Source organism: Nocardioides sp., from assembly GCF_047607365.1.
Taxonomy (GTDB): Bacteria; Actinomycetota; Actinomycetes; order Propionibacteriales; family Nocardioidaceae; genus Nocardioides.
Map to the genome: position 1 here is coordinate 1 of NZ_JASGDD010000099.1, position 10,818 is coordinate 10,818.

The 10,818-nt window shown below is 72.0% G+C and carries 12 protein-coding genes and 1 pseudogene; 5 read left to right on the forward strand and 8 right to left on the reverse strand.

Going from position 1 to position 10,818, the window contains the following annotated elements; genetic code table 11:
• A pseudogene (locus QM572_RS07585) lies at positions 1 to 232 on the reverse strand (hypothetical protein); the annotation flags it as partial.
• Positions 233 to 334: 102 nt separating this feature from the next.
• On the opposite strand from QM572_RS07585, the gene QM572_RS07590 reads away from it, so the two are divergent.
• Genes QM572_RS07590 through QM572_RS07600 form a run of 3 tightly spaced genes read left to right on the forward strand, consistent with a single transcriptional unit; the run spans position 335 to position 2,361 of the window.
• The gene (locus QM572_RS07590; RefSeq protein WP_415091674.1) at positions 335 to 1,102 is read left to right on the forward strand and encodes a DeoR/GlpR family DNA-binding transcription regulator; all 768 of its coding nucleotides are present in this window, start codon (positions 335 to 337) and stop codon (positions 1,100 to 1,102) included.
• Positions 1,103 to 1,104: 2 nt separating this feature from the next.
• Complete coding sequence (locus tag QM572_RS07595) at positions 1,105 to 2,088, forward strand: 1-phosphofructokinase family hexose kinase (RefSeq protein ID WP_415091676.1); 984 nt, start codon at positions 1,105 to 1,107, stop codon at positions 2,086 to 2,088.
• A 27-nt stretch (positions 2,089 to 2,115) separates the two neighbouring features.
• Complete coding sequence (locus tag QM572_RS07600) at positions 2,116 to 2,361, forward strand: HPr family phosphocarrier protein (protein WP_415091678.1); 246 nt, start codon at positions 2,116 to 2,118, stop codon at positions 2,359 to 2,361.
• Between the two features lie 13 nt (positions 2,362 to 2,374).
• On the opposite strand, the gene QM572_RS07605 is transcribed toward QM572_RS07600, so the two are convergent.
• Both QM572_RS07605 and QM572_RS07610 read right to left on the reverse strand, forming a co-directional pair.
• Complete coding sequence (locus QM572_RS07605) at positions 2,375 to 3,493, reverse strand: HAAS signaling domain-containing protein (protein ID WP_415091680.1); 1,119 nt, start codon at positions 3,491 to 3,493, stop codon at positions 2,375 to 2,377.
• Entirely contained in the window at positions 3,490 to 3,816 is a 327-nt protein-coding gene (locus QM572_RS07610) for a PadR family transcriptional regulator (protein ID WP_415091682.1), read from the reverse strand. Before QM572_RS07610 ends, QM572_RS07605 begins: the two co-directional genes overlap by 4 nt.
• A gap of 76 nt (positions 3,817 to 3,892) precedes the next feature.
• Between QM572_RS07610 and QM572_RS07615 the strand changes: the two genes are divergently transcribed.
• Complete coding sequence (locus QM572_RS07615; protein WP_415091684.1) at positions 3,893 to 4,606, forward strand: L,D-transpeptidase family protein; 714 nt, start codon at positions 3,893 to 3,895, stop codon at positions 4,604 to 4,606.
• Here the strand turns inward: QM572_RS07615 and QM572_RS07620 are convergent.
• Positions 4,566 to 5,633: a hypothetical protein gene (locus QM572_RS07620; protein ID WP_415091686.1), complete on the reverse strand. Its 1,068-nt coding sequence runs from the start codon at positions 5,631 to 5,633 to the stop codon at positions 4,566 to 4,568. The genes QM572_RS07615 and QM572_RS07620 overlap by 41 nt on opposite strands.
• Positions 5,630 to 6,574, reverse strand: coding sequence for a bifunctional riboflavin kinase/FAD synthetase (locus tag QM572_RS07625; RefSeq protein ID WP_415091688.1), 945 nt, complete (start codon positions 6,572 to 6,574; stop codon positions 5,630 to 5,632). The genes QM572_RS07620 and QM572_RS07625 overlap by 4 nt, the downstream gene beginning before the upstream one ends.
• Positions 6,575 to 6,720: 146 nt before the next feature.
• Here QM572_RS07625 and QM572_RS07630 point away from each other — a divergent pair, with 146 nt between their 5' ends.
• On the forward strand, positions 6,721 to 7,338 hold the full coding sequence (locus QM572_RS07630) for a hypothetical protein (RefSeq protein ID WP_415091690.1): 618 nt from the start codon (positions 6,721 to 6,723) through the stop codon (positions 7,336 to 7,338).
• A gap of 34 nt (positions 7,339 to 7,372) precedes the next feature.
• Here the strand turns inward: QM572_RS07630 and truB are convergent, their stop codons facing one another.
• The 3 genes from truB to infB form a co-directional block, all read right to left on the reverse strand.
• Entirely contained in the window at positions 7,373 to 8,281 is a 909-nt protein-coding gene (gene truB, locus QM572_RS07635) for a tRNA pseudouridine(55) synthase TruB (RefSeq protein ID WP_415091692.1), read from the reverse strand.
• Between the two features lie 4 nt (positions 8,282 to 8,285).
• Complete coding sequence (gene rbfA / locus QM572_RS07640) at positions 8,286 to 8,747, reverse strand: 30S ribosome-binding factor RbfA (protein WP_415091694.1); 462 nt, start codon at positions 8,745 to 8,747, stop codon at positions 8,286 to 8,288.
• Positions 8,747 to 10,818 (reverse strand): translation initiation factor IF-2 (gene infB / locus QM572_RS07645; protein WP_415091696.1); only part of this gene is annotated, 2,072 nt, incomplete at its 5' end. The genes rbfA and infB, both read right to left, overlap by 1 nt.

Consider the following 10,818-nt stretch of genomic DNA (forward strand, 5'->3'; position numbering starts at 1 on the left):
GCGCGGCCTTCGCGACGTAGCCGTCCGCCACCCGGTCGGCCGCCGCGTCGAAGGCGGCCAGCGCGTCGGCGGGCGTGGCGTGTCCGCCGTCGCCGTACGATGCCAAGGCCGCCAGGTCGAGGTCCTGCGCCACCATGAGCACAGGCCCGTAGGCCAGCCCCGGAACCACCGGAGTCCCGGTCAGGACGACGTCGGTGGCGCTTCGGCCAGCAGCTGCGGTGATGGTGACCATGGCCACAATCCAAACCCAACCCACCTTGACAGTCAACACATTCGGGACTAAAACAACACGAACGAAGGTGCGTCATGGCGCCGGGGTGAGGAGCACACGGGGATGTATGCCGAAGAGCGCCACCAGGCGATCGCCGAGCTCGTGTCGACCCGCGGCCGGGTCGCGGTGACGGAGCTGGCGACCCGCTTCCAGGTGACGACCGAGACCGTGCGTCGCGACCTCTCCCAGCTCGAGCGGCTGCAGCTGGTGCGCCGCGTCCACGGCGGGGCGGTGTCCCTGCGGTCGGTGACCATGCTCGAGCCGCGGCTCTCCGACCGCGACCAGGACCACACCCCCGAGAAGGGCCGGATCGCCCAGGCCGCCGTCGCCCTGCTCCCGCAGGGCGGTGGCACCCTGCTCATCGATGCCGGCAGCACCACCGCCCGGCTCGTCTCGCTTCTGCCGACCACCGAGCAGTGGACGGTCATCACGCACTCGGTCCCGATCGCGGCGATCGTGGCACCGCTCCCCCATATCGAGCTGCACCTGCTGCCCGGGAAGGTCCGGACGGCCACGCAGGCAGCCGTGGGGCACGAGACGGCACAGGCGATCGGGCAGTTCCGGGCGGACCTCGCCTTCGTCGGGACCAACGCCGTCTCGGTCCGGCACGGCCTGTCCACGCCCGACAGCGAGGAGGCGGCGACCAAGCGCGCCATCGTGCACGGCGGCCAGCGCGTCGTCGTCCTCGCCGACGCCACCAAGATCGGGCAGGAGCGCGCGGTCCGCTTCGCCTCGCTCGACGAGATCGACGTGCTCGTCACCGACGACAGCGTCAGCCCGTCGGACGTCCAGGCCTTCGACGCCGCCGGCGTCGACGTGATCCGGGTCTAGCCGTGAACGCGCTCCGGCCGGGTGCGGGGCCGATCGTCACCCTCACCGCCAATCCCAGCGTCGACCGCACGCTCACGCTTCCCGGAGCGCTGGTGCGGGGCGCGGTCCACCGGGTCGAGCACGTGACCTCGCAGGCGGGGGGCAAGGGCGTCAACATCTCGCGGGCCGCCGTCGCGGCGGGGCTCGACACCGTGGCCGTCCTCCCCGCGCTGCCGGGCGACCCCTTCGTGCGCGAGCTGGAGGAGGCGGGCATCCACTGCCGTACGTCGGCACCGGCCGGTGACATCCGGGTCAACCTCACCCTCACCGAGCCCGACGGCACCACCACCAAGCTCAACAGCCCCGGCGAGCCGATCCGCGGCGAGCACCTGGACGACCTGACGGCGGCCGTGGTGAGCGAGGCGCGCGGCGCCTCCTGGACGGTGCTGGCCGGGTCCCTGCCACCGGGCGCGCCGGCCGGCCTGTACGCCGACCTCGTGTCCCGCCTGAGCGGGCTGAGCCGGGTCGCCGTCGACACCAGCGACGCCCCGCTGTCGGCGCTGGTCGACCGGCTGCCGGCGAGCGCGCCGGCCCTGATCAAGCCCAACGCCGAGGAGCTGGCCTCGATCACCGGAGCCGACCCCTCCGTGCTGGAGGACGACCCGGTCGCCGCCGCGCGGGCCGCCCAGACGCTCGTGGACCGCGGCATCGGCACCGTCCTCGTGACCCTCGGCGCCCGGGGCGCGCTGCTGCTGGACGCCACCGGCGCCTGGCACGCCACGCCGACTCCGACGACCGTCGTGAGCACCGTCGGGGCCGGCGACTCCAGCCTGTTCGGCTACCTGCTCGCCGACCTCCAGGGCCTGCCGCCGGCCGAGCGGCTCGCGCTCGCCGTCGCCTACGGCAGCGCGGCGGCCTCGCTGCCCGGCACCACCATCCCGACCCCGGCCGAGGTGCGGACGGAGTCCACCCTCGTCCGACCGCTGCTCGTGCGGCAGCCGTCCTGAGAGTCACCCACCCAACCGAGGAGAGCCATGCCCAGCAAGTCAGTCGTCGTCGGGTCCGCCGTCGGGCTCCACGCCCGGCCCGCGGCGATCATCGCCGAGGCCGCCGGCGGCCTCAACAGCCCCGTGACCATCAACGGGGTCGACGCCGGCTCGTCGCTGATGATCATGACGCTGGGCGCGAAGAACGGCGACAGCGTCGAGGTCGCGGGCGAGGATCCCGCTGGCGTCGACGCCATCGCCGCCCTCGTCGAGCGCGACCTCGACGCGGACTGAGCCCCGCGCCGCCTCAGCCGGCGGGCGTCGTCGCCACCCCCGGCAGGGAGACCGGCGGCACGGTGGCGAAGGGAAGGGTCCCGACCGACGGCTTGAGCTCCTCGGCGAAGGCGGTCGCCGAGAGGTCCGGCGAGTTCTGCGTGCGGCTGGTCAGCGGGAAGACGTTGTAGAGCTGGGCCGCGCCGTTGGTCCAGGGGTAGAAGATCCGCGACTGCAGGGCCTCGCCCGACTCCTCGTCCTGGCAGACGTAGTTGAGCTCCCCGCCCGCGGTCGGCTCCTCGCGCGGCAGCGGGTCCGTCGTGGTCGAGGTGCAGTCGGGCTGGGTGACGACGGAGATCGGCCGGCCGGTCTGGTCGAAGAGCTGCACTCCGACCAGCGGGTTGCCCGCCGCGTCGTAGGGAAAGACCTGGGAGACCCAGTGGCCGTCGGAGTAGATCCCGGCCTCGTCGGTGTGCGCGGGGCCGGCGTCGACGGAGCCATACTCGCCCTGGGCCTCCTCGTAGCCGCTCTCCCATCCGTTCCAGAAGGAGTGCTGCTGCGCGTCGTTGATGAGGGAGACGGACACGATCGCCGCGACGACGGACGCGGCGTTGACCGCCAGCAGCACCACGCGGGCGAGCACACCGCGGCGCCCGCCGGGCCAGAGCCGGCCGCGACCCAGCTGCACGCTGATCGCGACGCCGGTGATCGCCACGATCACCGGCCCGGGGCCGAGACCGTCGTTGCCGGCATAGATCCCACCGATCGCGGCACCACGCACGATCCACCACAGCGGGCGGAGCCAGTCGATGAGCGGCTGGTGGTCGCCGGGGAGTCTGGCGATCTGGCGGTCGGCGACGGCGCGGGCCGCGTCGAGGAGCGCGGTGATCCGGTCGCCGAGGGAGCGACGGGCGGTCCGCGTGCCGCTGCGCTCGGGGATGCCGGCGGCGGAGCGGAGCTCGCGAGCGTAGGCCACGGGGTCGCCCAGGGCCTCGGGCCCGCGGTCGGCGACGAGCTCGGCGAGGTCGGCCTCGAGGCCGTCGGTGATCTCGGCGCGATCGGTGACGCTGAGGTCGGAGAGCTCGGCACGGACCGCGGCGAGGAAGTCTCCGAGGAACGCGCCCATCGTCTGGTCGGGCTTGGTCGTGGTCATGCGATGGCTCCCTCGAGGATGGAGGTGACGGTGGAGGAGAAGACGGACCAGTCGTCGCTCTGCTGCTTGAGCTGGTCGCGGCCGACAGGAGTGATGCCGTAGTACTTACGGTGCGGGCCGGACTCCGACGGGACGACGTACGACGTCAGCGCCCCCGCCGAGTAGAGCCGGCGCAGCGTGCCGTAGACGGAGGCGTCGCCCACGTCGTTGAGTCCGCCGTCGCGCAGCTTGCGCACGACGTCGTACCCGTATGCGTCCTCGTGCTCGACGACCGCCAGGACGGTGAGGTCGAGCACGCCCTTGAGCAGCTGAGTGCTATCCATGCATGGCACACTACTACGCATTCCGCACTACTGCGGTTGACACTCCGAGTTCGCGCGGTTCCGGCACAATGCTCCTGTGCGCCGCCTGATGCTCCTCCCGGTCCTCGTGCTGCTCCTCGCCGGCCTCGCGACGGTGCCCGGCGTGCCGAGCGCCCAGGCGGCGGCATCGGCGCGGACCCCCGCGGCCGACGTGGCCACCTTCGCGTCCCTCGTGCCGGCGAGGACGAGCCAGGTGGTGCGCACGATCAGCTCGACCCGCTGGTGCCGGAAGATCTACTGCACCGTCACGCAGGCATGGCAGAAGGACACGACCGGCACCTGGCAGCTGGTCCGCGAGTTCCGGTCGGTGATCGCGCCGAAGGGCTGGGGCAAGAAGCGCGAGGGCGACATGCACTCCCCGGTCGGCGTCTTCGACATCTCGATCACCTTCACCACGTCCAAGCGCGTCGGCTCGATGCCGTGGAAGCGGCGCAAGGCGACCTCGGCGGTGCCGACCAGCGGCGCGAACTACAACTCGTGGGTCGAGATCCCCGGACGCACCTCGGGCGACCGGCCGTCGATGCGCTACGGCTTCGTCGTCGACTACAACAACTTCCGCGTCCACCCCGGCAGGGGCGCCAAGCCGGTGGCCGGCAAGGGCAGCGGGATCTTCTACCACACCTCGCCGTCGGCCGGCCGGGCCTGGAAGCCGACCGAGGGCTGCACCCAGCTGGGCGTGCCGAGCCAGATGAGGTGGATCCTGCGGTGGCTCAAGCCGTCGGCGAGCCCGCGGGTGGTCCAGCAGCTCTGAGAGCGCGATAGACGGCGCGTACGCCGACGGCGCGCTCGAGCTCGCGGAGCACGCCTCCGAAGAACTGCTCGCGATAGGTGTCGTCCACGACCGTCGACACCGTCAGGTAGAGGCCCGAGAACGCGGCGAGGAAGACCGAGACCTGGAGCAGCTCGACCGAGACCGTGGGCAGCCACGAGGCGCTGTGCAGCTGGTCGTGACCCGTCCAGGCCAGCTGGACGCCGTCGGTCATGGCCAGCGCGCCGAAGAGCAGGAAGAAGACGAAGACGCCGAGGGCCAGCAACAGCACCTGGACGGCCTGGATGACGAGCAGGGCGAGGATGAGGTTCCAGCGCTCGAATCCGCTGACCTCGGCGTAGGCGACCGGGTCGGCGGCGGGACCGGCAGGATCGGCAAGATCGGCAGGATCGGCGAGGAGGCGCGCGCACGGCTCCTCGAACGGCGTGCCCGCACAGGCGCGCGTCAGGAAGGCGCCGTCGACGTCGTCGTCCACGCGGTCGACCTCCTCGGGCAGCCGGACCAGGAGGAACGCCACCGCACAGGCGCCGAAGAGCAGCACCGTCAGCCAGAGCACGCCCGCGTTGAGGGAGGCGGCGAGCTGCCAGACCTCGGCGTTGATGAAGAGGAAGGTCACGAAGAGCAGGAGCAGCGGCAGCGCGCGCGACATCATCGGCAGCAGGCGCGAGAGCGAGCCGAAGGTGCGGCTCAGCGCCCACGCCAGGATCGGCCGGGCGCGCAGCGCGGTCATCGCATAGCCCAGCGCGGCGACGCCGCCGAGGGTGAGGAGGAGCGCCGGGCCGGCGCCGAGGTCGTCCGACAGCAGGGTGAGCGCCACTCCCCCGGCGCCCGCGACGACGAGCACGGCGGCCACGAGCGGGAGCGCCCGGCGCGGACGCAGCGCCTCGCGGACCGCGGCGCGCTCCTCCGGGACGAAGTAGGTCAGGCCGTGGCGGGCGAACCAGAGCTCGAGGCCGGCGAGCGGATCGGCGCCGCCCGCCGGCTGGTCGCCCTCGCGTGGCTCGGTCACGCCAGCGGGAGTCCCAGGACGCGGCGGGTGTCCTCCACGTCGGCGCGGATCTGCTCGATGAGCGGCTCGATGCCGGTGTAGGCGACCTGCCCGCGGAGGCGCTCGACGAACTCGACCTGCACCTCGACGCCGTAGAGGTCCAGGTCGGTGCGGTCGAGCACGTAGGTCTCGACGCGGCGGCCGATCACCCCCTCGAAGGTCGGGTTGGTGCCGACGCTGATCGCTCCGGGGAACCGCTCGCCGGTGTCCAGGCGCGTCAGCCATCCGGCGTACACGCCGTCGGGGGGGACGGCATCGAGCGCGTCGGTCGGGACGTTGGCCGTCGGGAAGCCGAGCTCGCGTCCGCGCTGGTCGCCCTTCACCACCACCCCGCGTACGGCGTAGGGCCGGCCGAGCGCCTCGGCGGCCCCCTCGACGTCGCCTGCCGCCAGGCAGGTCCGGACGTAGGTCGACGACCAGACCTGGGGTCCGCCGTCGAGATCGATCGAGGTCACCTCGAAGTCGTGGCCCGCGCCGAAGTCGGCCAGGGTCCGGACGTCGCCGGACGCCTTGCGGCCGTAGCGGAAGTTCGCGCCGACGACCGCGAGCCGGGCGTGGAGAGCGTCGACCAGCACCCGCTGGGCGAAGTCGTCGGCCGACCAGGCCGCGACGTCCCGGTCGAACGGCAGCGCGAGGACCGCGTCGGCGCCGTAGTGCTCGAGGAGCTCGGCGCGCAGATCGAGCGAGGTGAGGGTCGTCGGCGCGTGCTCGGGCCGGAGCACCGCCATCGGGTGCGGGTCGAAGGTGATGGCCACCATGGTGAGGCCCCCGGCGTCGGCCCGCTCGCGTGCGAGCGCGAGGACGTGCTGGTGCCCACGATGCACGCCGTCGAAGTTCCCGATGACGACGACCGTGCGGCCGAGGTCGGCCGGCACCTCGCCGACGGAGCGCCACAACACCACGACGATCACCTTAGTAGTCCGAACATGAGCCTTGCCGGAGGGCCTCCTCGCCGTCTACCTTCCTCACAGGAAGCACACATCGTGTCGTTGTCGCATCTCGGGCCTTGGGAGAGAAGGTCGCCATGCGTTCGGAGATTCGTCTGGGCATGAGGTTGTTGACGACCGTCGTGGCGCTGGTCGCCGCGGTGAGTCTGCAGGCCGCGTCACCGTCGTCCGCGGCGAAGGCGGGCACCTGGGTCATCTCGGGCAAGGGCGTCGGGCCCTACGTCATCGGGACGACCGGCTCGAAGGCCCTGAAGTCGTCGTTGTACACCAAGCCGAGCAAGGCCACCGCCTGCGGCTCCAGGTACACCGTGCCCCCGGCCGCGAAGGGCGCCGCGGGCAAGGCACTCTATCTGACCTGGGACTACCGCAAGCACAAGGACTGGACCAAGAGCGCGAAGCTGGCGGGTGTCGGCGTCTTCAAGGCGAAGGCCAAGAACAAGAGCATCGCGACCAAGGAGGGCATCACGATCGGCTCGACCGTCGCGGACGTCGAGGCGAAGGTCTCCGGGGTGCAGAGGACGGCGGACCTGGCGAAGTACCAGCCCCTGCTCGCGGTGCGGTCGGGCAAGCGCTGGATCAACTTCTGGATCGACTGGGGCTACGACTACGAGAACCCGCCGACGAGCTGGGACCAGCTCGCGGGAGCGAAGGTCACCTCGATCTACGTCGGCAGGGAGTCGTACCTGACGCAGTCCTACTTCGGCAGCGGCGGCTGCTGAGGGCTGCCTCCGGACCGGGCCGGATCCGGGCGGGCTAGCCGACGAAGACGGCGACGGGGCGGGCGAGGGGCGTTCCGGGAACCGGCTCGTAGAGCGCGAGGAACTCCCCGTCGAGCGCGAAGACCGCGGTCAGCCCGTCGACGGCCAGCGCGATCCGTCGGCCGTGGCGCACCTCGCGCTCCTGCTCCTCGTCGAGGTCGTACGACGGGAAGGCGGCCCGCGCGGCGGCGCCGATGGGCAGCAGCAGGCTCCGCCCGCCGGCCTGCGCCTCGCCCAGCTCCTCGAGCGTGGCGGCCTGCGCGAGGGTGTAGGGGCCGACCGCGGTCCGGCGCAGCGCGGTCAGATGACCGCCGACGCCGAGGATCGCGCCGACGTCCCGGGCGATCGCCCGGATGTAGGTGCCGGAGGAGCAGCGCACCGAGATGTCGGCCTCGAGGGAGCCGGTGCCGACGCCGCGGAGCCCGCCGACGGTGAGCTCGTGGATCGTCACGGGCCGGGCCTTCAGCTCGACCGCGGCACCCTCCCGAGCGAGGGCGTAGGCACGCTTGCCGTCCACCTTGATGGCGCTGACGGTGGTCGGCACCTGCTCGATCTCGCCGACCTGGGTCGCGAACGCGGCCCGGATCTCCGCCTCGCTCAACGCCTCCACCGCACCCGGCTCGGCCGTGGCGACGACCCCGCCCTCCGCGTCGTCGGTGTGGGTGGCGATGCCGAGGCGGACAGTGGCGTCGTACGCCTTCTCGGTGAGCATGAGGTGGCCGAGCAGCCGGGTCGCGCGCTCGACGCCGACGACGAGCACGCCGGTGGCCATCGGGTCGAGCGTGCCGGCGTGGCCGACCTTGCGGGTGCCGGCAAGGCGACGGACCCGGGACACCACGTCGTGCGACGTGACGCCCGGGCCCTTGTCGACGATCACCAGGCCGGACGGCTTGGCCTCGGTCACTCGCTCACTCGTCGTCCCAGGCAGCGTCGTCGAGGTCGTCCTCCGACGCCTCCCGGGGCTTCTTGTACGGGTCCTCGTCGCCGGCGTAGGCCGATCCGCGCGAGGCCGCCACCGCGTCGTCCTGGGCCTTCGCCCGCGCCAGCACCTCGTCGAGGTGTCGCGCGGTCTCGGGCAGGGCGTCGTGGTGGAACTCGAGCGTCGGCGCGTGTCGCATGCCGAGCTGCTTGGCGACCTCGGACCGCAGGAGCCCCTTCGCCGATTCGAGCGCCGCCGCGGTGGCGGCGAGCTCGGCCGGGTCGTCGCTCATCGCGGTGTAGAAGATCGAGGCCTGCTGGCTGTCGCCGGAGACCCGCACGTCGGTGACGGTGACGAAACCGAGGCGCGGGTCCTTGATCCGGCGCTCCAGCATCTGGGCCACGATGACCTGGATGCGGTCCGCGATCTTGCGGACCCTGGGGTTGCTCATCAGGACCTCGGGATCTCCACGAGCTCGAACGCCTCGACGATGTCGCCTTCCTTGATGTCCTGGAAGTTGCGGACCACGAGACCGCACTCGAAGCCCTCGCGGACCTCGGACGCGTCGTCCTTCTCGCGCTTGAGCGAGGCCAGGTCGGCGTTGTCGTAGACCACGGCGCCGTCGCGCAGGACGCGCACCTTGGCGTTGCGGCGGATGACGCCGTCGATGACCATGCAGCCCGCGATGTTGCCGATCTTGGACGAGCGGAAGATCGCGCGGATCTCGGCCTGGCCGAGCGTGCGCTCCTCGTACTCCGGCTTGAGCATGCCCTTGAGCGCGGCCTCGATCTCCTCGATGGCCTGGTAGATGACGGTGTAGTACCGGATCTCCACGCCCTCCTTGTCGGCCATCTCGGTCGCCTTGCCCTGCGGGCGGACGTTGAAGCCGATGATGATCGCGTCGGAGGCGGCGGCCAGGTCGACGTTGGTCTCGGTGATGGCGCCGACACCGCGGTCGATGACGCGGATGCCGACCTCGTCGCCGACCTCGATCTGGGACAGAGCGTCCTCGAGGGCCTCGACCGAGCCGGACACGTCGCCCTTGAGGATGAGGTTGAGGGTCTGGGACTCGCCCGACTCCATCGACTTCATGAAGTCCTCGAGCGAGCGGCGGACCGTGCGCTTGGCCAGCTGGGCCGCGCGCTCGCGCGACTCGCGCTGCTCGGCGATCTGGCGGGCCATCCGGTCGTCCTCGACCACGAGGAAGGTCTGGCCAGCGCCGGGCACGGCCGAGAGGCCGAGCACCATCGCGGGCCGGGCCGGCGTGGCCTCGGTGATCTCCTTGCCGTACTCGTCGAGCATCGCCCGGACGCGGCCGAAGGCCGGACCGGCGACGATCGAGTCGCCGACGCGCAGGGTGCCGCGCTGGACGAGCACCGTGGCGACCGGGCCGCGACCGCGGTCGAGGTGCGCCTCGATGACCAGGCCCTGGGCGTCCTGCGTGGCGTTGGCCCGCAGGTCGAGGGAGGCGTCGGCGGTGAGGACGATCGCCTCGAGCAGCTTGTCCAGGTTGAGGTTGGACTTCGCCGACACGTCGACGAACATCGCGTCGCCGCCGTACTCCTCGGGGATGAGGCCGTACTCGGTCAGCTGGCCGCGGACCTTGGTCGGGTCGGCGTCCGGCTTGTCGATCTTGTTGACCGCGACCACGATCGGCACACCGGCCGCCTTGGCGTGGTTGAGCGCCTCCACCGTCTGCGGCATGACGCCGTCGTCGGCCGCGACCACGAGGACCGCGATGTCGGAGGACTGCGAGCCGCGGGCACGCATGGCGGTGAACGCCTCGTGACCCGGGGTGTCGATGAAGGTGATCCTCCGGTCCTCGCCACCGACCTCGGTGGAGACCTGGTAGGCGCCGATGTGCTGCGTGATGCCTCCGGCTTCACCGGCCACCACGTTCGCGCTGCGGAGCGCGTCGAGGAGCTTCGTCTTGCCGTGGTCGACGTGACCCATGACGGTCACGACCGGCGGGCGGACGGTCCAGTCGGACTCGTCGCCCTCGTCGCCGAACTCGATGTCGAAGCTCTCGAGGAGCTCGCGGTCCTCGTCCTCGGGGGAGATGACCTGGACGTCGTAGTTGAGCTCCTCGCCGAGCAGCTCGAGCACCTCGTCGGAGACCGACTGCGTCGCGGTCACCATCTCGCCCAGGCTGAACAGCATCTGGACGAGCTGGGCGGCGTCGACGCCGATCTTCTCGGCGAAGTCGGTCAGGCTCGCGCCACGCGGCAGGCGGACGGTCTCGCCGTTGCCCTTGCGGACGCGGATGCCGCCGATCGTCGGGGCCTCCATGGCCTCGAACTCCTGGCGACGCGCCCGCTTGGACTTCCGGCCGCGACGCGACGGACCGCCGGGACGGCCGAAGGCGCCCTGGGTCTGGCCACGCTGGCCGGGACGGTTGCCACCGCCACCGGGACGGCCGGGAGCACCCCCGGGGGCGCCACCGCCGCCGGGGCCTCCACCGAAGCCGCCGGGACGACCGGCGCCACCGGCGCCACCGGCGCCGCCGGGACGACCCGCACCGC